The 23,575-nt window shown below is 67.4% G+C and carries 28 protein-coding genes, 1 tRNA gene and 1 pseudogene; 17 read left to right on the top strand and 13 right to left on the bottom strand.

The genetic code is table 11. The features are described 5' to 3' along the window. Positions 1 to 146 precede the first annotated feature (146 nt). The 5 genes from E3T42_RS08400 to E3T42_RS08420 all read left to right on the top strand — a co-directional run bounded on the left by E3T42_RS08400 (position 147) and on the right by E3T42_RS08420 (position 3,275). Entirely contained in the window at positions 147 to 422 is a 276-nt protein-coding gene (locus E3T42_RS08400; protein ID WP_134402811.1) for a hypothetical protein, read from the top strand. Beyond that, the gene (locus E3T42_RS08405) at positions 419 to 1,426 is read left to right on the top strand and encodes an RNA polymerase sigma factor RpoD/SigA (RefSeq protein ID WP_241975922.1); all 1,008 of its coding nucleotides are present in this window, start codon (positions 419 to 421) and stop codon (positions 1,424 to 1,426) included. Before E3T42_RS08400 ends, E3T42_RS08405 begins: the two co-directional genes overlap by 4 nt. A gap of 140 nt (positions 1,427 to 1,566) precedes the next feature. Next, positions 1,567 to 1,869, top strand: a complete 303-nt coding sequence (locus E3T42_RS08410) for an ATP-dependent DNA ligase (RefSeq protein WP_370262064.1) — start codon at positions 1,567 to 1,569, stop codon at positions 1,867 to 1,869. Next, positions 1,866 to 2,129 (top strand): hypothetical protein, encoded by a 264-nt coding sequence (locus E3T42_RS08415; RefSeq protein WP_134367009.1) that lies wholly within the window; start codon positions 1,866 to 1,868, stop codon positions 2,127 to 2,129. The genes E3T42_RS08410 and E3T42_RS08415 overlap by 4 nt, the downstream gene beginning before the upstream one ends. Before the next feature lie 165 nt (positions 2,130 to 2,294). Further along, complete coding sequence (locus E3T42_RS08420; RefSeq protein WP_134367007.1) at positions 2,295 to 3,275, top strand: o-succinylbenzoate synthase; 981 nt, start codon at positions 2,295 to 2,297, stop codon at positions 3,273 to 3,275. A 193-nt stretch (positions 3,276 to 3,468) separates the two neighbouring features. Here E3T42_RS08420 and ccsB read toward each other — a convergent pair whose 3' ends face one another. The 5 genes from ccsB to E3T42_RS08445 are packed head-to-tail and all read right to left on the bottom strand — an operon-like array spanning position 3,469 to position 8,135. Continuing rightward, entirely contained in the window at positions 3,469 to 4,434 is a 966-nt protein-coding gene (gene ccsB / locus E3T42_RS08425) for a c-type cytochrome biogenesis protein CcsB (protein ID WP_134367042.1), read from the bottom strand. A 51-nt stretch (positions 4,435 to 4,485) separates the two neighbouring features. Then, the gene (locus E3T42_RS08430) at positions 4,486 to 6,150 is read right to left on the bottom strand and encodes a cytochrome c biogenesis protein ResB (protein WP_134402812.1); all 1,665 of its coding nucleotides are present in this window, start codon (positions 6,148 to 6,150) and stop codon (positions 4,486 to 4,488) included. Next, on the bottom strand, positions 6,134 to 6,895 hold the full coding sequence (locus E3T42_RS08435; RefSeq protein ID WP_134367003.1) for a cytochrome c biogenesis CcdA family protein: 762 nt from the start codon (positions 6,893 to 6,895) through the stop codon (positions 6,134 to 6,136). Before E3T42_RS08435 ends, E3T42_RS08430 begins: the two co-directional genes overlap by 17 nt. Positions 6,896 to 6,897: 2 nt before the next feature. Next, the gene (locus E3T42_RS08440) at positions 6,898 to 7,494 is read right to left on the bottom strand and encodes a TlpA disulfide reductase family protein (RefSeq protein WP_134367001.1); all 597 of its coding nucleotides are present in this window, start codon (positions 7,492 to 7,494) and stop codon (positions 6,898 to 6,900) included. Continuing rightward, positions 7,491 to 8,135, bottom strand: coding sequence for a histidine phosphatase family protein (locus tag E3T42_RS08445; protein WP_134366999.1), 645 nt, complete (start codon positions 8,133 to 8,135; stop codon positions 7,491 to 7,493). The genes E3T42_RS08440 and E3T42_RS08445 overlap by 4 nt, the downstream gene beginning before the upstream one ends. A gap of 63 nt (positions 8,136 to 8,198) precedes the next feature. On the opposite strand from E3T42_RS08445, the gene aspS reads away from it, so the two are divergent. Further along, entirely contained in the window at positions 8,199 to 9,527 is a 1,329-nt protein-coding gene (aspS, locus tag E3T42_RS08450) for an aspartate--tRNA(Asn) ligase (RefSeq protein WP_166789073.1), read from the top strand. Between the two features lie 12 nt (positions 9,528 to 9,539). Here aspS and E3T42_RS08455 read toward each other — a convergent pair whose 3' ends face one another. Together E3T42_RS08455 and E3T42_RS08460 are read right to left on the bottom strand one after the other, a co-directional pair. Continuing rightward, on the bottom strand, positions 9,540 to 9,836 hold the full coding sequence (locus tag E3T42_RS08455) for a Dabb family protein (RefSeq protein ID WP_134366998.1): 297 nt from the start codon (positions 9,834 to 9,836) through the stop codon (positions 9,540 to 9,542). Next, complete coding sequence (locus E3T42_RS08460) at positions 9,836 to 10,105, bottom strand: glutaredoxin family protein (RefSeq protein WP_134366996.1); 270 nt, start codon at positions 10,103 to 10,105, stop codon at positions 9,836 to 9,838. Before E3T42_RS08460 ends, E3T42_RS08455 begins: the two co-directional genes overlap by 1 nt. Positions 10,106 to 10,158: 53 nt before the next feature. Here E3T42_RS08460 and E3T42_RS08465 point away from each other — a divergent pair, with 53 nt between their 5' ends. Further along, positions 10,159 to 10,881, top strand: coding sequence for an HAD family phosphatase (locus E3T42_RS08465; RefSeq protein ID WP_160141085.1), 723 nt, complete (start codon positions 10,159 to 10,161; stop codon positions 10,879 to 10,881). Between the two features lie 75 nt (positions 10,882 to 10,956). Here the strand turns inward: E3T42_RS08465 and E3T42_RS08470 are convergent, their stop codons facing one another. The 3 genes from E3T42_RS08470 to E3T42_RS08480 form a co-directional block, all read right to left on the bottom strand. After that, positions 10,957 to 11,055: a 30S ribosomal protein bS22 gene (locus E3T42_RS08470; protein WP_003792170.1), complete on the bottom strand. Its 99-nt coding sequence runs from the start codon at positions 11,053 to 11,055 to the stop codon at positions 10,957 to 10,959. 107 nt (positions 11,056 to 11,162) lie between these two features. Next, positions 11,163 to 11,357, bottom strand: a complete 195-nt coding sequence (locus tag E3T42_RS08475) for a helix-turn-helix domain-containing protein (protein WP_134402813.1) — start codon at positions 11,355 to 11,357, stop codon at positions 11,163 to 11,165. 100 nt (positions 11,358 to 11,457) lie between these two features. Beyond that, entirely contained in the window at positions 11,458 to 11,904 is a 447-nt protein-coding gene (locus E3T42_RS08480) for a helix-turn-helix transcriptional regulator (protein WP_134366990.1), read from the bottom strand. A gap of 73 nt (positions 11,905 to 11,977) precedes the next feature. Here E3T42_RS08480 and E3T42_RS08485 point away from each other — a divergent pair, with 73 nt between their 5' ends. Continuing rightward, on the top strand, positions 11,978 to 13,420 hold the full coding sequence (locus tag E3T42_RS08485; protein ID WP_241975923.1) for a TrkH family potassium uptake protein: 1,443 nt from the start codon (positions 11,978 to 11,980) through the stop codon (positions 13,418 to 13,420). Next, the gene (locus E3T42_RS08490; RefSeq protein ID WP_134366988.1) at positions 13,413 to 14,084 is read left to right on the top strand and encodes a TrkA family potassium uptake protein; all 672 of its coding nucleotides are present in this window, start codon (positions 13,413 to 13,415) and stop codon (positions 14,082 to 14,084) included. The genes E3T42_RS08485 and E3T42_RS08490 overlap by 8 nt, the downstream gene beginning before the upstream one ends. A gap of 291 nt (positions 14,085 to 14,375) precedes the next feature. On the opposite strand, the gene proC is transcribed toward E3T42_RS08490, so the two are convergent. Further along, positions 14,376 to 15,224 carry a pyrroline-5-carboxylate reductase gene (gene proC, locus E3T42_RS08495; RefSeq protein WP_134402814.1) on the bottom strand — a complete coding sequence of 283 codons (849 nt, stop codon included), beginning with the start codon at positions 15,222 to 15,224 and terminating at the stop codon, positions 14,376 to 14,378. 74 nt (positions 15,225 to 15,298) lie between these two features. Here proC and E3T42_RS08500 point away from each other — a divergent pair, with 74 nt between their 5' ends. Together E3T42_RS08500 and E3T42_RS08505 are read left to right on the top strand one after the other, a co-directional pair. Continuing rightward, entirely contained in the window at positions 15,299 to 16,261 is a 963-nt protein-coding gene (locus tag E3T42_RS08500) for a cation diffusion facilitator family transporter (protein ID WP_134366984.1), read from the top strand. Beyond that, positions 16,258 to 16,971, top strand: a complete 714-nt coding sequence (locus E3T42_RS08505; RefSeq protein ID WP_134366982.1) for a glutamine amidotransferase — start codon at positions 16,258 to 16,260, stop codon at positions 16,969 to 16,971. The genes E3T42_RS08500 and E3T42_RS08505 overlap by 4 nt, the downstream gene beginning before the upstream one ends. Here E3T42_RS08505 and tadA read toward each other — a convergent pair. After that, complete coding sequence (gene tadA / locus E3T42_RS08510; RefSeq protein ID WP_255572842.1) at positions 16,928 to 17,407, bottom strand: tRNA adenosine(34) deaminase TadA; 480 nt, start codon at positions 17,405 to 17,407, stop codon at positions 16,928 to 16,930. The two genes, E3T42_RS08505 and tadA, sit on opposite strands and share 44 nt — an antisense overlap. A 33-nt stretch (positions 17,408 to 17,440) precedes the next feature. Here tadA and upp point away from each other — a divergent pair, with 33 nt between their 5' ends. From upp to E3T42_RS08530, 4 genes are all read left to right on the top strand, one after another. Continuing rightward, complete coding sequence (gene upp / locus E3T42_RS08515) at positions 17,441 to 18,073, top strand: uracil phosphoribosyltransferase (protein ID WP_134366979.1); 633 nt, start codon at positions 17,441 to 17,443, stop codon at positions 18,071 to 18,073. A 515-nt stretch (positions 18,074 to 18,588) separates the two neighbouring features. Then, entirely contained in the window at positions 18,589 to 19,293 is a 705-nt protein-coding gene (locus E3T42_RS08520) for a winged helix-turn-helix domain-containing protein (protein WP_134366977.1), read from the top strand. 306 nt (positions 19,294 to 19,599) lie between these two features. Next, positions 19,600 to 20,034 carry a MarR family winged helix-turn-helix transcriptional regulator gene (locus E3T42_RS08525; RefSeq protein WP_241975924.1) on the top strand — a complete coding sequence of 145 codons (435 nt, stop codon included), beginning with the start codon at positions 19,600 to 19,602 and terminating at the stop codon, positions 20,032 to 20,034. 90 nt (positions 20,035 to 20,124) lie between these two features. Beyond that, a complete protein-coding gene (locus E3T42_RS08530) occupies positions 20,125 to 20,316 on the top strand; it encodes a DUF1918 domain-containing protein (protein ID WP_134366975.1) in 192 nt (63 codons plus the stop codon). A gap of 375 nt (positions 20,317 to 20,691) precedes the next feature. Here the strand turns inward: E3T42_RS08530 and E3T42_RS08535 are convergent. Then, positions 20,692 to 20,764, bottom strand: a tRNA-Arg gene (locus E3T42_RS08535). Between the two features lie 137 nt (positions 20,765 to 20,901). On the opposite strand from E3T42_RS08535, the gene E3T42_RS08540 reads away from it, so the two are divergent. Then, entirely contained in the window at positions 20,902 to 21,636 is a 735-nt protein-coding gene (locus E3T42_RS08540) for a flavodoxin family protein (protein ID WP_134366973.1), read from the top strand. 46 nt (positions 21,637 to 21,682) lie between these two features. Then, positions 21,683 to 23,245 (top strand): annotated as a pseudogene (locus E3T42_RS08545) (carboxylesterase/lipase family protein). Positions 23,246 to 23,575: the final 330 nt, after the last annotated feature.

Genomic DNA, 23,575 nt, shown 5'->3' on the forward strand with positions numbered 1-23,575 from the left:
GACCCGCCTGATCCTGATCACTACCCCTCGAAAGCGGGCCAAGTCAACCCCCTTGAGGGCCACGATTTCACAATGTGTACTGGTCATCTCAGTTCGACTCGGAGGTAGTGATGGCCGACACCGGCGCACGCGCAACAAGCCGCGAAATGAAAAAAGCAGCAACCGTGACGAGGACAATGAACAATATGCAGGGCCGGGACATCGGAATCAACGAAATCTCCCCCACCGAATGGCGGGTCAGCGATCGCCTGATCGCCGACGGTGACGCGTCGGCCCTTCTCGGCTTCATCCAGCGCGTCGATGACGCCTTCGAGGTGACCAACCTCGGCCGCCCGCGGGAACGTTCCTACTTCTCCTCCTTCGACCGCGCCACCGCCAGCCTCACCATGCGCCAGGCCCCCGCCGGGGCGGTGCTCCGGTGAGCAACGCGGCGCGCCAGCCGCACCGGCCCGACGCGACCCTCCTGGATGCCCCGGCGACCGCGACGTCGCCACGTTCGGCGGCCGCGGCGTCCACGCCGGCGTACGGCCGCGGCAGCACGGATGCCTTCGGCGACTACCTGCGCCGCATCGGCCGGGGTCCCCTCCTCTCCGCGGTCGACGAGGTCGAACTCGCCCAGCGGATCGAAGTCGGCCTGTTCGCGGCCGAGAGACTGACCGAAGGAGTCGACGACTCGGCACTCGCTCGCGAACTCGCCTGGCTCGCCCACGACGGCCACCGTGCGAAGAACCGCTTCATCGAGGCCAACCTTCGCCTGGTGGTCAGCATCGCCAAGCACTACTCCGGACGCGGCATGCCGATCATGGACCTCGTGCAGGACGGCAACATCGGCCTCGTCCGCGCCGTCGAGAAATACGACTTCATGACCGGCTTCAAGTTCTCCACCTACGCCACCTGGTGGATCCGCCAGGCCATCCACCGCGGCATGGCCGACAAATCCCGCATGATCCGCATCCCCGTGCACACCGCGGAGAAGCTCAACAAGATCAAGCGCATCCGCCGAGACCTCACCGGCACCCTCGACCGCGAGCCCAGCCTGCAGGAGCTCGCCCAGGCATCCGAGATTCCCGCGCACGACGTGTCCCGGCTGCTGCAATACGACAACGAGCCGATCTCGCTGCACACCCCCGTCGGCGACGGTCTCGGCGACATCTCCGAACTGATCATCGACGATGACCTGCCCCAGCCGGACGAGTACGCGACGCTCACGCTCCGGAAGGCGGACATCGAGTTCTATCTCGAGGCCCTACCCGCCCGGGAACGATCGATCCTCACGGCGCGGTTCGGCCTGGACGGAGGCGCACCCTGCACCCTCGACCAGATCGCGGCCATACAGGGCGTCACCCGGGAACGCGTTCGGCAGATCGAGAAGCGCGCGCTCGGCCTGTTGCACGTTCCCCGGCTCGAGCGCTATCTGCGGGACTAGCCAGACCCGGTCAGGAGACCGGACCAGGGCCCGCCCCCCCCCCCGAATTGAGCGTAGAGTTGTTGGTTCAATCGGGATATCGTCTGAAGCAAGCGATGTCGGGTGGGGGAAACATGGGAAAGCTCACGTACAACTCAACCTTGACAGCCGATTTCGATGACCGGGTGCTCGCTCACATCCAGGTTGTGGTCGGGGCCAAGCTGCGACGCGGGGAATGCTTCTACTTCACCTGGCGGGACGACCCCCAGGGCGGCGACGGGCGCAGCACGATCTGGCTGCACCCCGCCATCCCCCTGTCCTACAAGTATTTCGGCGGCCGTTCCCCCAGCCTCAACCGCGAATGGATCGAAGCCCTGATGCTGTCCGCGAATTCGTCCGGCGGCCTCCAGCTCGTGCCTGAACCTCATCGACCTGCAACAGTGACAGTGAAGGACGAATCGTGACTCGAGTCGACATTGTGTACGGCGGCCAGCAGTACTCTCTCGGCGGCCGATCGATCGAATCGATCCAGGCGGAGGTCGACGCGGCTGTTCTCTCGGGTGCCCCCTACTGGATGCGGGTGAACAGCGGCGGCGGCCGGTTCGAGGATGCCTTCCTGCTGATCGCCCCGGGGATCCCGTTCGCGATGTTGCGGGTCAAGGGAGACAACGGCGACGACATCGACCTGGACGTGGACGGCGTCTTCAACCAGGACGTGCTCTGATCCAGTAGAGCGGCTCCGACAGAGCAGCCGGTCGGTCGGGAGGCGTGCACTGCTTCGCGCCAGCGCTCGCGCTCGCCCGGGCAGTACCCGCTTCCGGAGGCTCGCTGCGCCGTCAGGGCACGAGATCCGTCCCCGGGGCAGCCGCGCGGCTGGCACACTTGAAACATGCTGCCCACACTTGCCGAGTTGCTCGGATCTGCCCGCGTCGTCGCCCTGCCGCTGGTCACGCGGTTCCGCGGGATCGACACCCGGGAGGCGCTCCTGCTGGAAGGCCCCCAGGGCTGGGCCGAGTTCTCGCCCTTCGCCGACTACGACGACGCCGAGGCCGCCGCCTGGCTTCGAGCCGCGATCGATTTCGGCTGGCTGGCCGCCCCCGCGCTCCTGCGCGACAGCATCCCCGTCAATGCCACCGTGCCGGCGGTCTCCGCCGAGGACGTCGCCGGAGTCCTGGCTCGGTTCCCCGGATGCCGCACCGCCAAGGTCAAGGTCGCCGACCCCGGCCAGACCCTCGCCGACGATGTCGCACGCGTGCGGGCCGTGCGGAAGATTCTCGGCCCGGAAGGGCGCATCCGTGTGGACGCGAACGGGCTCTGGAACGTGGACGAGGCCGAGCACGCCATCCACGCCTTGAACGAATTCGACCTCGAATACGTCGAGCAACCGTGCGCGACGATCGAGGAACTCGCCGAGATCCGCCGCCGCACCGCGTACCTCGACGTCGGCGTCGCAGCGGACGAGAGCGTGCGCCGGGCCGAGGACCCCCTGCTCGTGGCCCGCACGGGCTCGGCCGACATCCTCGTCATCAAGGCCGCGCCGCTCGGCGGCATCCATGCCGCTCTGGCCCTGGTCGAGCAGGCCGGTCTCCCGGCCGTCGTCTCCAGCGCCCTCGACACCTCGGTCGGTATCTCGATGGGCGCCCACCTGGCCGGGGCGATCCCGAACCTCGAGTTCGACTGCGGCCTGGGCACGGCCTCACTGCTGGCCGCGGATGTCACCACCGACCCGCTCCTCCCCGTGGACGGTCGCATCCCGGTTCGCCGGGTCACGCCCGACCCGGCACTGCTCGAGCAGTATGCGGCCGCGGACGACCGCCGCGACTGGTGGCTGGCCCGCCTGACCCGCTGCCACGCCCTCCTGGCCGACTAGCCGGGTAGCCGGGCTCGCCTCCGGCCGAGCAGGCTCCGGTGACACTCCTGCCCGGCCCGGCACGGGGCTAACTCAGGAAATCCCCTGCGCCCGCATCGGTGCAGCCGCAGACCAGTGCGGATCACGCCACCACTGGTGCCGGATCTCCTGAGTTGGCCACGGAAGCGCCCGGCGCGAGTCGACCCGCGAGGGTTTAGAGACCCGAGTAGGCGTGCAGTCCCTTGAAGAACACGTTGACGACGCCGAAGTTGAACATCACGGCGCTGAAGCCGATGATGGCCAGCCAGGCCGACCGCGACCCGCGCCAGCCGCGCGTGGCCCTGGCGTGGATGTAGCCGGCGTAGATGGTCCAGATGATGAACGTCCAGACCTCCTTGGTGTCCCAGCCCCAGTAGCGGCCCCAGGCCTGTTCGGCCCAGATCGAGCCGGCCATCAGGGTGAAGGTCCACAGGATGAATCCGATGATGTTGACCCGATAGGCCAGGTTTTCCAGCGTCGCCGACGAGGGCAGCGTGGCCAGGAACCGCAGCCGGCCGCCCGTCGGGCCGGCGACGGATGCCTCCCGCCGGAACTGCAGCAGCTGAACGCCGGAGAGGGCGAACCCGAGCGCGAAGAACCCGGTGCCCAGGGATGCGACGAACACGTGGATGACCAGCCAGGCCGACTGCAGCGCGGGCGGCAGGGGCGCGACCTCCACGTAGAAGCGCAGCGCGGCGATGCCGAGCAGCACCAGGACCATGCCGGTGACGAAGGTGCCGAGGAAGCGCAGGTCCGCGCGGGTCAGCACGATCAGGAACACGGTCACGATCAGCAGGGTGCCGGTCATCGCGAACTCGTACATGTTCGCCCACGGCACCCGCTCGGCGGCCACGCCGCGGAGCACGTCGGCCACGAGGTGGATCAGCCAGGCCAGAACGGTGAGTGAGACGCCCACCCGCAGGCTGGCCGACCGGCCGTAGGGGGTGGCGGCGTCGTTGGCGATGCGCGCGCTGATCCGGGTGAGGGTGGTGGTGCCCCCCGACTTCAGCCCGTGCGACTCCTCGGCGGCCGCCCGCCGGCTCTCCGCCTCGCCGGTCAGCTCCGCCGCGGATTTGACCGCGGCCGAGCGCTTGGCCAGGTCGAAGGAGAAGGCGATGAAGGCCAGTGCGTACACGGCCATGGCCGAGTAGAGGCTCAGGATCGAGAGCTCGTTGAGATTCACTGTGTCAGCCTAAGTCTTGTCGGATGCCGTGGCGGCCGTTTCGGTGGAAAGCAGCAGGTCAGTGTGCCGGTCGGCCAGTTCGGCGACCGCGGATTCGAGGGCGGGGTCCTCACCGCGGGCCAGCCCGGCGTACTCGAGCCGCACCGACCCGTCGGCCTCTTCGATCGCCTTGACCCAGACCCGTCGACGGGGCACGAACAGCGAGGTCAGCAGGCCGAGCAGGGCGAGAACGGCGAAGGTCAGCACCCACAGCTGGGTGGGGTCGTGGTGGATGTCGAACGACGCGAACCGCAGCACCGAGCCCGAGAAGTCGCCGGCTTTCGCGCCGGGGTTGGCGTCGTCGAACGTGACCGAGCCGAGCCCGTTCGGCAGCTGCTGGGTCTCCCCCGGCTTCAGCTCGATCGATTTCGTGCCGGTCTTGCCGCCCGTGAGCTGGGTCATCTTGTCGGTGTCGAGCGCGTAGACGGATGTCGGCACGCCCTTGTCGAGGCCGAGGTCGCCGGAGTAGATGTTCAGGGTGAGCAGCGGGTACTCGAGGTCGGGGTACGAGGAGAAGAACGCCCCGGAGTCCATGGTCGCCTGGGTCGGGTAGAAGAAACCGATCAGGCCGAGCTGCTCGGCCAGGCCGTCGGGAACCTTGACCACGCCCAGGGAGGTGAGGTTGGCATCCTGAGGCAGGAAGGGCACGGCATCGGTGAAGACGACCACCCCGTTCGGGTCTTTCACGGTGATCTTGGGCGCGTAGCCGTTGCCGAGCAGGTACACGTCGGTGCCGCCCGTGCGCGCCGGGGCGTTGACCTTCACCTGGCTTTTTTCGGGCGCCTCACCGCGATGGGTGACGGTGACGTCTGCGGTGAAGTCGAGCGGCTGGCCGTAGGCCTTGAGGTTCTTCGTCTCGTACTTCACCTTGAAATCGTCGAGGGTCAGCTTGTAGGGCTTGAGGCTCTCGTCGTTGAAGAACCGGCCCGGGTTGAACGAGTCGTAGGCGAGCAGGGTATTCACGAAGGTCTGTCCCTCGACGAGCACCCGCTGGCCGCTGAAGCCGAAGCCGCTGCCGAAGCCGACCGTGATCAGGATGCCGACCAGGGCGAAGTGGAAGACCAGGTTGCCGGTCTCGCGCAGGTAGCCGCGCTCGGCCGAGACCGAGAATTCCCGGCCGCGCTCGAACAGGGCCACCCGGTAGCCGCCGGATTTCAGCATCCGCTTCGCCGAATCGACCGCGAGGGACGCGCTCTGGCCGGCCGGAATGGTGCGCTCCGTGAAGCCGGCCAGCCGGGACAGCCGGGCCGGGGTGGTCGGCGGCTTCGCCCGCAGCGCCTGGAAGTGGTGCTTGGTGCGCGGGATGACGCAACCGATCAGGGAGATGAACAGGAGCAGGTAGATGGCCGAGAACCAGGCCGACGAGTAGACGTCGAACGCCTGCACCTTGTCGAGCACGGGGGCGAGGTCCGGGTTGTCGGCGAAGTACTGGGTGACCCCGTTCGGGTCGGAGCTGCGCTGGGGAACAAGCGAACCCGGCACCGCGGCGATCGCGAGCAGGAGCAGGAGGAACAGGGCGGTGCGCATGTTCGTCAGCTGGCGCCAGAACCAGCGCAGCCAGCCGGTGAAGCCGAGGCGCGGCTGGCTGACCGCCGCGAGGGCCGGCGAGTCGTAGTGGTCAGAGGGCCGGGACATAACTTCCGATCGTTCCTTGCAGGTCGAGGAGCCAGACATTCCAGAGCCCGCTCACCATGAGCACACCGATGACGACGAGGAGCAGGCCCCCCAGAAGATTGATCGCCCGGATGTGCCGTTTCAGAAACGAAACGGCTCCGGTCGCCCAGCTTAGGCCGAGCGCGATCAACAGAAACGGGATGCCGAGCCCGAGCGCGTAGAAAAGGGCCAGCAGACCACCCTGCCACGGCGAACCCGTGGTCAGGCTGAGCGAGTTGATGGCCGTCAGGGTCGGCCCGGTGCAGGGCGTCCAGCCGACGGCGAAAACGGCTCCGAGCACGGGGGCGCCGGCGAGTCCCATTTTCGGCTTCCAGGAGGTCTTGACGATGCGCTGCGCGAAGCCGAACTGCCCGACGAACACGAGGCCGAGCAGGATCACCACCACCCCGGCGAGGCGGGTGACCAGGTCGCGGTACTGGTTGAGCCAGAAGCCGGCCACGCCGAAGACGACACCGGTGAGGACGAAGACGAGGGTGAAGCCGAGGATGAACAGGGCGACGCCGGTGAGCAGCCGGGTCTGGCCCCGCCGATCCCCGCGCACGGCGGTCGAGCGGCCGTCGGTGAAGCCGCCGATGTAGGCCAGGTAGCCCGGCACGAGCGGGAGGATGCACGGCGAGGCGAATGACACGAGGCCGGCCAGAACGGCGACCGGAATGGCCACCAGGAGCTGCCCGCTGAAGACGATCTCGCCGAAGGGGTTGTCCACGCCTACGATTCCTCGGCGATCGTGTCGCGCACGAGGGTCTCCAGGATGGACGGCGAGGTGAGGGAGCCGAGGATCCGGGCGGCCACCCGGCCGGACCGGTCGAGCACCAGCGTGGTCGGCACCGCGTTGGGCGGGATGCTGCCGCTGAAGGCCAGCTGCATGCTGCCGTTGTCCACGTCCATCACCGACGGGTAGGTGATGCCGAAGCTCTCGTTGAACGCGATCGCGTTCGCGGCCTGGTCGCGCACGTTCACGCCGAGCCAGAGGGCATCCGTGCCGGCGAATTCCGCGTTCAGCTTCTGCAGGGCCGGGGCCTCGGCGCGGCATGGCGCGCAGCTGGCGTACCAGAAGTTGACGACGACGACCTTGCCCGCGTAGTCCTCGCTGGTCACCGCCGCGCCGGTCTCATCCGCGCCGCTCCACGTCACCGCGTTGCCGCGGTCCGCGACCGGGATCTCGGTCCAGCTGCCGTCGCCCGCGATGAAGCCCTTGCTGCTGCCCTCGCGGTATTGCTCGGCCAGGGGGTCGCTCGCGCAGCCGGTCAGCAGCAGGGCACCTGCCACCAGGCCGATCAGGAGCGTGCGGGGCCGGCGGGTCATACGGCCCCCACGTCGGTGGCGCCGGACTGCAGGGCCAGGGCGGGATTGGTGTAGCCGGCCTCGACCAGCCGGTCGCCCGGCCAGGACAGGGTGGTGATGCTGGACAGGTCGCAGCGTCGCTTGCGCGGGTCGTGCGCCAGCCGCTCGCGGGCGAGCGCCCGGTGCACCATCCAGATCGGCAGTTGGTGGCTCACGAGTACGACGTCCCCCTCATCGACCGACCTGCGGGCATCCTCGATCGCGGCGAGCATGCGCTGCACGATCGATTCGAACGGCTCGCCCCAGCTGGGGCGCAGCGGATTACGCAGGGCCGGCCAGTTGCGGGCGTCACGCAGGGCGCCGTCCGGGCCCCGCATCCGTTTGCCCTCGAAGACGTTGGCCGGCTCGATGATGCGCTCGTCGATGTCGATCGAAAGCCCGAAGGCCGCCGCGATCGGGGCGGCGGATTCGCGCGTCCGCTGCAGCGGGGAGGAGACGATGCGGGCGACGGGGCGGCCGCGTTCGACCAGATCGGCGGCAGCGGCCTCGGCCATCTGCGCACCCAGGTCGGACAGACGGTAGCCGGGCAGGCGTCCGTAGAGCACACGTTCGAGGTTGAAAACCTCGCCGTGCCGCACGAGATGTACCTGATTGGCTACCACATCCCCAGTCTACGGAGAGGGTACCCGCGAATACGCCGAGAGCCGTGCGGCTAAACTTGACCGGTGACTGAGCGCATATTGATCAAGAACCTGGCCGCCCTCGACAACGGAACCGTGACGGTGTCCGGATGGGTCGATACCGTCAGAGACCAGAAGAAGGTGCAGTTCGTTGTGCTGCGCGACGAATCCGGCGCGGTGCAGCTGGTGAACCCGCGCACGACGGATGCCGATGGCGCCGTCGTCGCCGACGAACCGGCCACCACCATCTCGACCCTCTCGCAGGGCAGCTTCGTCACCGTCACCGGTGAACTCAAGCACGACGAGCGGGTCAAGCTCGGCGGCATCGAGATCAAGCTCGCGACCCTCTTAGTCGTCACCGTGGCCATCCCCGAGACGCCGATCGCGGCCGATTCCAGCCTCGACAAGCGCCTGGACTGGCGTTTCCTGGACCTGCGCCAGCCGAAGCAGAACCTGATCTTCCGTCTCCAGACCACGTTCGAGCACGCGCTGCGCACGTACTGGATCGACAACGACTTCATCGAACTGCACACCCCGAAGCTGATGGCCAGCGCGAGCGAATCCCGCGCCGAGCTGTTCGAGGTCGAGTACTTCGACACCAAGGCCTACCTCGCGCAGAGCCCCCAGTTCTTCAAGCAGATGGCCCAGTCCGCCGGCTTCGGCAAGATCTTCGAGGTCGGGCCGGCATTCCGTGCCGACCCGTCGTTCACCAGCCGCCACTCCACCGAGTTCACCAGCATCGACTCGGAGATCAGCTGGATCGACAGCCACGAAGACGTGATGAAGCTGCACGAGGAGCTGCTCGTCGCCGGTTTCACGGCCGTCAAGGAGAAGCACGGCGACGAGGTCCTGGCCCTGTTCGGGGTCGAGGTCACCGTTCCCAGCACGCCCTTCCCGCGCATCCCGCTGGCCGAGGCCAAGGAGATCGTCAAGACCCGCGGCTATGAGGTCCCCCGCGACGACGACGACATGGACCCCGAGGGCGAACGCCAGATCGCCGCCTACGTGCTCGAGACCTTCGGCCACGAATTCGTCTTCCTCACCGACTACGCCTCGAGCATCCGGCCGTTCTACCACATGCGCCACGAGGGCGACGCGAGCATCACGAAAAGCTACGACCTGATCTTCAACGGCACCGAGATCTCGACCGGCGCGCAGCGCGAGCACCGCATCGACATCCTGGTGGAGCAGGCGAAGGAGAAGGGCGTCGACCCCGAGGAGATCGAGGGCTACCTCGACTTCTTCCGCTACGGGGTTCCGTCGCACGGCGGGTTCGGCATGGGCCTGGCCCGCGTACTCATGCTGATGCTGCACCAGGCCAGCATCCGTGAGGTCACCTACCTCTTCCGCGGCCCGACCCGCCTCGAGCCCTAACCCCGGACCCGGTTACAGCAGGATGTCGACGGCCATCCGGGCGGTGACGACCGACCGGATGTAGGTTCCCGCGGCCTGGTGCGCGGGGTGGACCTGGTACCGGCCGACGGCAGCCAAGTCGTCGAAGTCGGCCACCAGGACCACGTCCCAGTTGGTGCCGCCCGCGACATCCGCGTCGACCCGCAGCGAACGGATCTCGTCGACGACGCCCACCAGTGCGGTGAGCCTCGACGCGATCTCGGCCGCGACCCGGGCCTTCGCGGCCGGCTCTGTCTCGGCCAGCTGCCAGGAGACGATGTGGCGGATCATCAGGTCACCGCGAGCAGCGCCGTGCGCAGCCGGAGCGGATCGATGCGCCAGTAGTTATGCACCTTGCCGTTGAGTAACAGAACGGGAATGTCTTCGACGTAGAGGGCGTGCAGCTCGGCGTCGTCAAGGATCGATTTCTCCTCCAGCACGATCTTCGGGGCGGACGGGTCCTCCGCCAGCTTGGTCACAACGCTGCCGACCAGGTCACGTGCGTCGTCGCAGAGGTGACAGCCGGGCTTGCCGATCAGGGTGAGGAGTGCGGTAGCCATGACTCCAGCCTATGCTGGCCCCGCGGGCGCCCGCGCAACTAGACTCAGCGCACATGTCTGAAGCCACCGCCACCCGTGCCATCGCGTTCTTCGACGTCGATAACACCCTGATGCGCGGTGCCAGCCTGTACCACCTCGGCATCGGCGCGTGGCGGCGGCGCATGATCAGCGGCCGGGAGATTCTGTCATTCGTCTGGAAGCAGGCCCGGTTCATCGCGGTCGGCGAGAACGGGGTGCACCTCGCGACCGTGCGTGAGCGCGCGCTGGAGGTCGTCGTAGGCCACACCCGCGCCGAGATCACCGTGCTGAGCCGCGAGATCTTCGACGCCCGCCTGCTCCGCCGGCTGTGGCCGGAGACGGTCGCCGTCGCCCGGGCGCACCTGGCGGCCGGTCGTGAGGTCTGGCTGGTCTCCGCGACCGCCCAGGAGGTGGCGGACGTCATCGCCGAACGGCTGGGGCTCACCGGGGCGGTCGGTACCGTGCTGGAGGCCGTGGAGGGCGTCTACACCGGGCGACTCGCCGACGGGGTCTGTCACGGAGACCGGAAAGCCCGCGCGGCGGGCACCCGGGCGGTGGCCAGCGGGGCGGACCTGTCGCACTGCTGGGCGTACTCGGATTCACGCAACGACATTCCGTTGCTGAACCTGGTCGGCAATCCCGTCGTCGTGAACCCGGATGCCCGCCTCCACCGGTATGCCGTGGCGCGCCACTGGCCGGTGATGCGCATGAAACGGGGCAGCATCGCGGCGGCCGCCCGCGCAAGCAAAAAGCGCTAGGTCCAGGGACCGAGCGCTCACGCCGTTACACGGTTGGAAGCTTGCGAACTAGAACCGTCACCGGTTCAGAACGGACTACTTCTTGTTGCGACGCTGGTGACGAGTCTTACGAAGCAGCTTGCGGTGCTTCTTCTTCGCCATACGCTTGCGTCGCTTCTTGATTACAGAACCCACACGGACCTCACAAAAGAATTGGTTTAGCCGCGGGATTCGCGACAGACACGGTAAATATCAGCCTACCGGAAAAAGAAGGGCCGCTGACCCGGTGTGCACAATCCGGCTCACGCGGTGTCCGCGATGGGACGCTCGATGGCCGCGGTGACGGCGGATTGCGGCACCCGGAACGAGCGGCCGAAACGGATGGCGGGCAGTTCGCCCGAGTGCACGAGCCGGTACACGGTCATCTTCGAGACCCGCATCATATCCGCGACTTCGGCCACCGTGAGGAAGCGAATATCCGATAGATCTGACGACATGACGCGCCCTCCCGAACCCGATCGCACTCTCGTTCACGGGTCTGGTACAGGCGGTGCCCGTGTGTTAGAACGTCACTATAGATGCACTCGTCAAGACCGTCTAGTCGTTCTTGCGCCACTTCCGCGGCTTGGCGTCCTTGACCGCATGCGCCATCTGGAATGACGTGTCGGCGAATGCCTTGCCGATGGCGATGGCGAACGCGCGCTGCTCGACCTTCAGCCCCTCGCTCTCCGCCGCGGCCTCGTCGGCCGTCGCGTCGAAGTCCACACTGAGGAAGGGGATGAGCCAGTCCTCGATCTCCTCGAGCGGCGCGTAATCGAGGTGGTAGTAGCGGTGCTGGCCGGATTCCCGCACGCCCACGAGCCCGGCCTCGCGGAGCACCTTCAGGTGCTTGGAGATGGTCGGCTGGCTGAGGCCGAGTTTGTCGACGATGTCAGACACGCTGAGCTCGCCACCGGCCGCGGTCGACTGGTTGTATCGCTCGAGGAGAATGCGTAGTATTTCGCGTCGGGTCGAATCCGCCACCACGCCGAAGATGTCTGCCATGCCCCAAGGCTACTCATTCCCGGTGGGGGATACCATGGCGATTGCCGGGTCGAGGGCCCGGAGGAGGTTTTCAATGCAGACGATGATGGCCGGCGCCGCGTTCGCCCATCGCCGCACCCGCTGGTACCTCCGCGCACGGGACTCCGTCGACGGCCTGGCCCGCCGGTCGCCGTCGCGGTTCGCCATTCTCGTTTTCACCTCGCTGATCCTGCTCTTCACCCTGTTGTTCTCCCTGCCGATCGCGTCGGCGGCGCGCACGCTGACCCCGCTCCATGACGCCCTGTTCACGGCGGTGTCCGTGATTTGCGTCACCGGCCTGTCCACGGTGGACATGGCCACGCACTGGTCGGCGTTCGGCAACATCCTGATCGTCGTGGGCGTGAACATCGGCGGAGTCGGAGTGCTGACCCTGGCCTCCCTGATGGGAATGGTCATCTCCCGGCGCCTCGGCCTCCGCGCCAAGCTGATGGCCGCCAGCGACACGAACCCGTCCCGGATCCACGCCGGCCCGGTCAACGAGGGGCAGACGGTACGACTGGGCGAGGTGGGCAACCTGCTGGTGACGGTTGCCATCAGCGCCTTCGCGATCGAGTCGGTCGTCACCGCGCTGCTCTTCCCGCGGATCCTGGCGAGCGGGGCATCCGTCGGAGAGGCGGCCTGGCAGAGCGTCTACTACTCGGCCATGGCCTTCACGAACACCGGTTTCAACCCCAACGTGGGTGCCCTTGCCCCGTTCGCCGACGACTATTGGTTTCTCAGCGCCCTGATGCTGGGGGTGTTTCTGGGCAGCCTCGGCTTCCCGGTCATCTACGCCGTCTCGCGGGGCTGGCGGCGCCCGCGGCGCTGGTCGGTGCACGTCAAGCTGACGCTGTTCACGACCGTGGTGCTGATGCTGGCGGGTGTGGCCGTCTACATCGCCCTCGAATTCGACAACCCGAAGACATTCGGGTCGCTGGGCGTGGGCGACACGATCTTCCAATCGCTCTTCATGTCGGTCATGAGCCGGTCGGGGGGCTTCGCCACGATCACCGTGAGCGATCTGAAGGGGTCCAGCCTGCTCGCCACGGACATGCTGATGTTCATCGGCGGCGGCTCGGCGTCCACCGCCGGCGGCATCAAGGTGACCACACTGGCGATCCTATTTCTGGCGGCCATGGCCGAGGCCAGCGGCCGCACCGAGATGGAGGCCTTCGGCCGCCGCATCCCCAGCGACATCCTCCGGCTGGCGGTGAGCGTGGTGCTCTGGGGCGCCACGACCGTGGCGGTGGCGAGCATCGTCATCCTGCAGATTTCGAAGGCGCCGTTCGACTACGTGCTCTTCGACGTGATCTCGGCCTTCGCCACCTGCGGCCTCTCGACGGGGTTAACCGCGGAACTGCCGCCCGCCGGGGTGTACGTGCTCGCGGCGACGATGTTCATGGGCAGGATTGGTACAGTGACTCTCGCGGCGGCACTCGCCGCGAGCCAGAGCAGGCAGCTGTTCACCCGCCCGGAAGAGAGACCCATCGTTGGCTGACCGGATCAGGCATGACGCCCCCGTGCTCGTCGTCGGCCTCGGCCGGTTCGGGGCGGCCACCGCCGGCCAGCTCGACCGCCTCGGTCGCGAGGTCCTGGCCGTCGACGACAGCGCGGCGCTCGTGCAGAAGTGGTCGGAGCGGGTCACCCACGCGGTGCAGGCCGACGCCACCTCCCTCGAGGCGCTCCGGCAGATCGGGGCCCAGGACTTCTCCATCGCCGTCTGCGCGGTGGGCTCGTCGGTGGAGGCCAGCGTGCTGATCGTCGCCAATCTGGTCGACCTCGGCATCCCGCAGATCTGGGCGAAGGCGATCTCCAAGTCGCACGGCACCATTCTCGAGCGGATCGGCGCCAACCACGTCGTCTTCCCCGAGGCGGAGGCCGGCGAGCGCCTCGCCCACCTGGTCTCGGGCCGGATGCTCGACTTCATCGAGTTCGACGACGACTTCGCCCTGGTCAAGATGATCCCGCCCAAGCCGATCCGGGGGCTCAACCTGACCGAATCCGGCCTGCGCCAGAAGTACAACGTCACCGTCGTCGGCGTGAAGAGCCCCGGCCGGCCGTTCACCTACGCCACGGAGAAGACGGTCGTCACCGACCAGGACCTCATCATCGTCTCCGGCACCGAGTCCGACATCGAGCGGTTCGCGGCCCTCGACTCCTAGCCTCACCCGCCGTCCGCGGCCGTCTCCGTCCCCGGCCCCGTCCCCGTCCCCGAGCGAATTCGACGGAGATTTTTCCGAAATCGCGCCCAAACAGCCCGAAACCGCTTTTTTACAGCAGTATCTCCGTCGAATTGGTTCAACGCCGGGCGGAGTGTTGCCGGGGGCGCGCGCCTGGCCGTCGCCGGGTGAACAGCACCTGCCCGAGCGAATTCGACGGAGATTCTGCCCGTTTCGGCTCCGAATCGCCCGAAACCTATTTCTTAGAGCAATATCTCCGTCGAATTGGTTCAGCTAGTGGCCGGCGAGCTCGCGCGCGCGGGCGAGGGCGGCATCCGTCGCGCGGTCGAAGAGTTCCTTGAGGCCGCCCTTTTCGAGTTCCCAGACGGCGCGCTCGGTCGTTCCGCTCGGGCTCGTCACCTGTCGGCGCAACTCGGTCGGCGACAGAGCGGATGCGGCGAGCAGGCTGGTCGCGCCGTGGAACGTGCCGTTCACCATGACCGCGGCCTCCTCGGGGGTGAAACCCTTGGCGACGGCCGTCGCGGTGAGCTGCTCGATCAGGTAGAACACGTAGGCGGGGCCGGAGCCGGAAATGGTGCTGAGGGCGTCGAGCTTCTCCTCCGGCACGACCAGCACGTCGCCGACGGTGCCGAACAGGGTCCGGGCCAGCTCCAGGTCGGTGGGGGTGGACCGCGTTCCCGCGCTCAACCCGGTGACGGCCTTTCCGACCAGGGCCGGCGTGTTCGGCATCGAGCGGATGACCGACACCGATTCGGGCAGCAGACCCTCGAACGTGGCGATGGTGACGCCGGCGGCCACGCTGACGACCAGCGTGCCGGGCTCGAGGCTGTCGGCGATCTCGGCCAGCAGGTCGGGGACCATCGGGGGCTTCACGGCGACGATCACGATGCGCGCGCCGGCGATGGCCTTGAGGTTCGCCTCCGGGTCGACATCCGTGGCCCAGGCCGTGACGCCGTCGATCCCGGCCAGTTCCTCGGCCTTGGCCGTGCTGCGGTTGGTGGCCCGGATGCCCCCGGTCACGGTCACCTCCGGCTTCAGCAGCCCGGTCAGGACGGCCCGGGCCATGGAGCCGGCACCGAGGAACGCGATGGTGGGAAGAGTGGTCGGAACAGTCGCAGTCATACCGGGAGTCTAGTTTCGCGCCCTGTGCCGACCGCGTAAGGACCACAAGCGACGGGCGTTCTAGGATTGGCTGCATGAGTGCATCGGGCGGAAACAAGGCAATCGTGGCTGCCCTCGCAGCCAATCTCGGGATCGCGATCACGAAGTTCGTGGCCTGGGCCTTCTCGGGCTCCTCCTCGATGCTCGCCGAGGCGGTGCACTCCCTCGCCGACTCCGGCAACCAGGTGCTGCTGCTGGTGGGCGGGCGCAAGTCACGCCAGGAGGCCGACAAGGAGCATCCGTTCGGCTACGGCCGTGAGCGTTACGTCTACGCGTTCGTGGTGTCGATCATCCTCTTCTCGATCGGCGGCGTCTTCTCGCTCTACGAGGGCGCGCAGAAACTGCAGCACCCGCACCCGCTCGAGGTGCCCTGGCTGCCGATCGTGGTGCTCCTGGTGGCCATGGGGCTCGAATCCTTCTCCCTGCGCACCGCCATCAAGGAGTCGAACCACGTGCGCGGCAACCAGTCCTGGGTGCAGTTCGTGCGGCACGCGAAGGCGCCCGAGCTGCCCGTGGTGCTGCTCGAAGACATCGCCGCCCTCGCCGGCCTGGTCTTCGCCTTCCTCGGCGTCGGCCTGACCATCATCACCGGCAACCCCATCTGGGACGCCGTCGGCACCCTACTCATCGGCCTGCTCCTCGTGCTGGTCGCCATCGTCCTCGGCATCGAGACCAAGAGCCTGCTCGTCGGCGAGGGCGCAGGGGCGAAGGATGCCGCGGCCATCGAACGCGCCATCCTCGCCGGCCCGGAGACGTGGAAGATCATCCACCTCAAGACCCTCTACCTCGGTCCGGACGAACTGCTCGTGGCCGCCAAGGTCGCCTTCGACGCCGAGACCCGTTTCTCCGACGTCGCGGCCGGCATCGACAACGTCGAAAACCGCATCCGCGAGGCCGTGCCCGCAGCCCGGGTCATCTACCTCGAGCCGGACATCTTCGTGGACCCGAACCGCCCGGCGCCCCCCACCGACACCATCGTCATCAAGGGGAGTGAATGACCCGCACCGCGGTCGTCCTGCGACACGACGCCACGATCCACCTGGGAAATCTCGAACCGGTGCTGCTCGAATATGGCTACACGGTGCGGTACGTCGACACTCTGACCGAGGATGTTCGGGCCATCGACCCCGAGGCCGCCGACCTGCTGGTCGTGCTGGGCGGAGAGATGGGCGTCTACGAGGCCGACCGGTTCCCCGCCCTGCACGATGAGGTCGAACTGCTCCGGCAGCGCCTCACCGCCGCACGGCCCGTCTTCGGCGTCTGCCTGGGGGCGCAACTGATGGCGAACGCCCTCGGTTCCCGGGTCTACCGCGGGCCGACGAACGAGATCGGCTACCGCGCGGTGGAACCGACGACGGCCGGCGCGGACTCCCCCGTGCGACATGTCGCCGGTGTGCCCGTCTTCCAGTGGCACAGCGACACCTTCGACCTCCCCGACACTGTGACCCGGCTGGCCGGGTCACCCCAGTACGGCAACGAGGCCTTCGCGATCGGAAACTGGGCGCTGGCCGTTCAGTTCCACCCGGAGGTCACCGACGAGATGCACGAGGTCTGGCTGATCGCCTCAGAGGCCGAGGTGGCCGCCGAAGGCTTCGACCCGGCGGCACTGCGCCGCGACCGCGAACGCTACTCGAGCGGCATGCAGCGGGCTTCCCGCGCCATGTTCAGCGAATGGCTCGGCGGGCTGGATCCGCAAAGAAGTCCCTGAGCAGAGAGCCGCACTCGGCCGCCTCGACCTCGGCGAACACCTCGGCCCGATGATTGAGCCGGCGATCGCGCAGCACGTCGTACACCGACCCTGAGGCGCCGGCCTTCTCATCCCAGGCGCCGAAGACGACCACGGGCACCCGCGCGGCCAGGATCGCGCCCGCGCACATGACGCAGGGCTCGAGGGTCACCACGAGGGTGCAGTCGGTCAGATGCCAGTCCCCCAGCGTCGCGGCCGCCTGCCGGATGGCCACCATCTCGGCGTGGCCGGTCGGGTCCTGCAGCAGCTCCCGCTCATTCCGCCCGCGGCCGATCACCTGTCCGGCCGCGTCCAGCACCACCGCGCCCACGGGAACATCGCCCGTGTCGAGGGCGGTCCGGGCCTCGGCGAGGGCAAGCTGCATCCATTCGCTGTGCCTCTGACCCTGCTCGCCCATCCGATTCCCTCCCCCGACTAGTAGATTGAGCCTATGCGAGTCCACGTAGCCGACCACCCCCTGATCACCCACAAACTCACGGTTCTCCGGGACAAGCGCACTCCGTCGCCGCTCTTCCGGTCCCTCGTCGAAGAACTGATGACCCTCCTCGCCTATGAGGGGACCCGAGGCGTGCGGGTCGAAGAAGTCACCGTGCAGACCCCGGTGTCCGAGGCCCGCGGGGTGCAGATCAGTGACCCCAAGCCGCTGGTCGTACCGATCCTCCGCGCCGGCCTGGGCATGCTCGAGGGCATGGTGAAGCTGCTGCCGACCGCCGAGGTGGGTTTTCTCGGCATGGCGCGCAATGAGGAGACCCTCGAACCCAACACGTATGCCGAGCGTCTGCCGGACGACCTGTCGGACCGCCAGTGCTTCGTGCTTGACCCGATGCTGGCAACGGGCGGCTCGCTGATCGCGGCCATCCAGTTCCTCTTCGACCGCGGGGCCGTCGATGTGACGGCCATCTGCATCCTGGCTGCGCCCGAGGGCCTCGCCGCCGTGGAGAAGGCCCTCGCTGGCCGCGAGGTGACCATCGTCCTCGGCGCCGTCGACGACCGTCTCGACGAGCACGGCTACATCGTGCCTGGCCTCGGCGACGCCGGAGACCGCCTCTACGGCCTGGTCTAGTTCCTTTTCTCATCCCCACCGACTGCGGTGTGTTGCAGTTCCTTCGATCCGCAACACACCGCAGCCCGCTCCGTTCATGAATCTTTGATGAAATTGCATTTCGTCACGGAATCTTTCACCCGTTCCTGATCGACGGCGGATCCTCCGACCCGCCGCCGGGTTGGCGAACGTGATGCGCGTCACACCGCGTCATCCGTCGTCACGGAATTGACACACGCCGTAACAGTGGGCTTTACTCGCAACTATGACAACGAGCGCACGCCCCCAAACCTCCTTCGAGGCCCCCGGGACTGCCGGCATGATGATGCCCGGCAGCTGCGCGGCGTGTTGCCGAATGTCCCGCTGACAGCGACCCTCTCGCCCAGTTCCCGCCCCGCTGACAATTCGCGGCCGGCCGGTTGAACTCCACGGAGTCCCCGACTCCGCCCCGGCCGTGATCGGCCTCACTTTTTCGAACCCAGGCATCGCGGAAACGCGTCCGGTTCCCTGCACCACCCCAGCCAAGGATCACTCCTATGTCGCTTGCACACATTGACACCGCCCGCTCAGCCCAGGCCGCCCGCCTGGAACTCCAGGCCGCCCCGGCACCCGCCGCGCCCCGCATCCGTGCCGTGCCCGACGGCACCCAGGCCCGGGGCTTTGTTCTCTACGTCGGCATCGACGAGGCCAAGGCGGCCGCGGCCGGTACGAGCCTCGGCCGCATCGTCGAGGCCCTCAAGGCCCTGACCAACAGCATCGCCCCGGCGTCCGAAACCCACGCGGCTGTCGCCCTGGCCCCGACCGGTGCGGGCGGCCGCGACGTCGATGTCGTGCGCCTCGCCCTGCAGGACCCGGCCGCGCTGGCCAAGCACCGCACCGAGACGGAGGATCCCGACCGCGCACCCAGCGGAGTCGTGGTCGACATCTCCCGCAAGCGGGTCATCCTCGACAACGAGACGGCTGGCCTCACCTACAAGGAATTCGAACTGCTGCAGTACCTCGTGCTGCGGGAGGGCCGCACGATCGAACGCTCCGAACTCATTTCGAAGCTGTGGAACGCCGCCGACGAGGAGGATGCCCCGAACGAGCGCACGATCGACGTGCACGTGCGCCGCCTGCGCGCCAAGCTCGGCCGCTACGAAGACATCGTTCGCACCGTGCGCGGCGTGGGGTACCGCTTCGACCGGCACGCGGACGTCTCGATCCGCCAGTCGAGCACGCCCAGCCCCGACGTCTTCTGACGCCGCGGGCGCGAGCGCGAGCGCAAGTCCGCACCGGGCGAAGGGACCAGGTTCCGGCGTCCGGTCATGACAAAGGGCCGGTCGTAGAGGCTACGGCCGGCCCTTTTCCCTTGCACCAAGAGTGTCCTGCAATCACATTTCACGCCTTCCGCCACAGCAAACGGTTGACGCTCAATGAATATATAACGAACGCGTAACGGACCGCTAGCCTTGGCAGGTTTTATTTCTTGGATTCCGCCCGGATCGCATCCCGAGCGGCGGGTCACCGCTGGAGTCTCTATCCTTGAAACAAGGTTGGGAGGCCGGGTGAGCGATCGAGCCGTGGCCGTAGCCGCATGGGAGTCCCTGTTCCGCGCCCAGGTGGCCATCATGCGCAGCCTGGCCGCAGATTTTCCGTCCCGGGAAATCTCCTTCAACGAGTACGACGTCATGTTCAACCTGTCGAGGGAGCCGAACCGTCGGATCCGCCTGCGCGATCTAAACGGACACGTTCTGCTCACCCAGCCCAGCGTGAGCCGTCTGGTGGACCGGCTGGCGTTGCGGGGGTACGTGGCCAAGCTCACCGACCCCACCGATGGCCGCGGGGCCATCATCGAGTTGACGGATGTCGGCTACGAGCTGTTCCGCCGGGTCGCGGTGCAGCACATGGGCACTATCACGGACCGCATCGGTGACGCTCTCAGCACGGAGGAGCTCACGCAGCTCACGACTCTGTGCGATCGGCTGCGCGGCGAGCCCTGACCCGCACGCGGCCCGAGCGCAGCCCGAACGCCCGCGCCCTGTGCAGGCCGGGAGGGTCGGCGTAACCTAACGCCCAGGAGGTGGGTTCCCATGCACGCATCGCAGGGAGATCGGATCATCATTCGGGGAAAGACGGTGGAGACACCGGATCGCCACGGGAAAATCGTCGAGGTTCGGGGTCCGAACGGCGAACCGCCCTACCTCGTGCGGTTCGGCGAGGGGCACGAGAGCGTGGTCTTCCCCGGGTCCGATTTCGTGATCGAGCACGCCGAACCGGCCTAGCATGCACAGGCTGCCCCTGCCGGTCAAGGGGCTACTGCCTGGCGGCGACGTGAGTTAACTTCGAATTACGCGTTACGGTCCGTGGCGGGTAAGTCAGTAGAAGAGGAGCCTCAGCCATGAGGATTACGTGCCCGTTTTGTCACTCAGCCGCCCGCCTCACGCCGAACCCGGCCCACGCCGTGAGCCTCGCGCTCCCCGTCTACGTGCTCGCGTGTTCCGGCTGCGACCGCACCAACGTCAGGCGTGAGCCGGACCGTCTGGTACGGCAAGTCGTCGCGACGCGCTAGCGCGACGTGCATCGCGACGTGCATCGCAGAAAAAACCCCCCGCATCCGAAGATGCGGGGGGTTTCCTTTTTCTGTTCGTGCCTGTCTGTGCGCCCGAAGGGATTCGAACCCCCAACCTTCTGATCCGTAGTCAGATGCTCTATCCGTTGAGCTACGAGCGCAGGCTGCCCACCAAGCTAAGCGCTCGGAGACAACTCAGAAATCATATCAGCTATTCGGACCGCTCAGGTTCCGCACCGGGGTTCGGGGCGACCGCGCGGCCCTAGCCGAGGTCATTGGCCGGTGCAAAACTGGCGCCATGACCCCGACCCGCAACACCCAGGCATCCTTCGAATACGCCGGCCTGCGGGCCCTGTTCATCAATTGCAGCCTCAAACGCAGCCCCGAAATCAGCCACACCCAGGGCATCATCAACCTGAGCGCGAACCTCATGCACGAGCAGGGCGTCTATGTCGAGACCCTCCGGGCCGTCGACCACGACATCGCCACCGGCGTGTATCCGGACATGACCGAACACGGCTGGGCGACGGATGCCTGGCCGGCCCTGTTCGACAAGGTACTCACCTCCGACATCCTCGTGATCGGCGGTCCGATCTGGCTCGGCGACAACGGCTCGGTGACCAAACGGATCATCGAGCGGCTGTACGCGATGTCGGGCGAGTTCAACGACAAGGGCCAGTACGTCTACTACGGCAAGGTGGGCGGGGTCATCATCACCGGCAATGAGGACGGCGTGAAGCACTGCGCGTCGAACGTGCTCTACAGCCTTCAGCACATCGGCTACACGATCCCCCCGGGAGCGGATGCCGGCTGGATCGGCGAGATCGGACCCGGGCCGAGCTACCTCGACCCCGGCTCGGGCGGACCGGAAAACGAGTTCACGAACCGCAACACCACCTTCATGACCTGGAACCTGATGCACCTCGCCGCGATCCTGAAGGCCAACGGCGGCATCCCCGCTTACGGCAACCTCCGCGGGGAATGGGACCGAGGCGAGCGTTTCGGCTTCCAGCCGAACCCGGAGTACCGCTAGCGGCGGCGCCACCGTTGCAGGAGACCGACGCAGGAACGAGGACACCATGACCACGACGCTGACCCATGAGCCACCTACAGCGCGCGGCCGACTGGACGTTCGGGTCACGGGAGGGATCGTGCGCGGGGTGGAGGAGAACGGGATCCTGGCCTGGCGCGGGATCCCGTACGCGGCTCCGCCGGTGGGCGACCTGCGGTTCCGTGCCCCCCAGCCGGTGGTTCCCTGGGACGGTGTCCGGGATGCCTCCACCTTCGGCTACGTCGCTCCCCAGGTGTACAAGGGACAGTTCAAGGGCGCCAAGCCCGGAGTGCCGGCCAGCGAGGACTGCCTGACCATCAATGTGCTGCGCCCGGCGGCCCCCTCCCGCAAACAGCTGGGACGCCCGGTGATGGTCTTCATCCGCGGCGGCGGCTAAAGCGTGGGATTCTCGCATGACTTCACCGGCCGCGGGGAACGGTTCGTGCACAGCGGGCGGGTCGTGTACGTGAGCTTCAACTACCGGCTGGGCGCCCTCGGTTACCTCGACTTCTCCCGGTACTCGACCCCCGAGCGCCCGCTGGAGAGCAATCCGGGGCTGCGCGATCAGGTGGCCGCGCTGCGGTGGGTGCGGGACAACATCCGTGCATTCGGCGGCAACCCCCACAACGTGACGGTGTTCGGGGAATCTGCGGGCGCCAACGCGGTGATCACCCTGATGGCGATGCCGTCGGCCTCCGGCCTGTTCGCCCGTGCCATCGCCCAGAGCACGCCGATCAGCGCGTAGTTCTCGCACGCGCTCAGCGCCGGCTGGGCGGCGGAGTTCGTGGCGGAGCTGCGCGCGCTCTCTCCGCCCGACACGTCCGCCCTGACTCCGAACGAGCTCCTGTCGATGGCCAGTGTGAGCGACCTGACCCGGGTCGCGCTGGTCGTCTCGGCGCGCACGCCGGACGCCTACCCGGGCACCTTCTGCCTCGCTCCGGTGGTGGACGGCGATTTCCTGCCCGAACGCCCCCTCGATGCGTTCCGCAACGGGAACGCCCATCGGGTGCCGCTCATCATCGGCACCAACGAGCGGGAGGGCTCCGTGTTCACCGGGAGGGTGGATGTGCTCCCCCGCTCGCCGATGCGCATCGCCGCGATCTTCGACCACGCCCCGGTGAGTTCGCACCACGCCATGCGGACCGTCTACGCCAGCCTGCCCGAGAATCGCTCGGCAGCGGACTTCGGGAGCGACTTCGTCTTCTGGTACCCGAGCATGCAGCTCGGCGAACTGCATTCCCGGGTGGCGCCGGTGTACGTCTACCGCTTCGACCTGGCGCCGCGGCTGATGCACCTGCTCGGCCTCGGGGCGACACACGGCATCGAGCTGCTCGCCCTGTTCGACCAGGTCGACTTCCCCTTTGCCCGGGCCATGAGCCTGCTGGGCGGGCGGGAGCGCTTCGTCAGCGCGGGCGAACGGATGCGCACCCACTGGCTGCGCTTCGCCTGCACCGGGCGGCCGGACGATACCTGGCCGACCTACACGGAGACCAACCGATTGACCCTGATCATCGACGAGGAGGACCGGGTCGAATCCGATCCTCGCGGCGAGCGGCGAGCCGTCTGGCAGGCCTTCCTGCCCGACTTCTAGGCGGGCTTCCTGCCGGCTTCTGGGCGGGGTTCCTGCCGATTTTCCAGGCGGGCCCGTGTCAGGGGTCACGGTCCGGATGCGCCGACACCTCAAGCGCCCCGCAGTTCATCGCCGAGCCGTGAGTTCCGCCCCTATTTTGTGCCTGAAGAGGGTCCGAACTCACGGCTCGGCGGGCTGTCGGGCCCGGTTTTGCGGCGCCTCACCGGCCGGGGAGCCCCACGAGTAACACCAGCCTCATTCGTAACTATCTGCGAAATACTTTGGTAAATGGTTGAGATAGTCTCGACACCACGTACGCTTTTTGCTAAAATCGGGGCATGGCAGGAGCAT

The organism is Cryobacterium sp. TMT4-10 (assembly GCF_004403275.1).
Classification (GTDB): domain Bacteria; phylum Actinomycetota; class Actinomycetes; order Actinomycetales; family Microbacteriaceae; genus Cryobacterium; species Cryobacterium shii.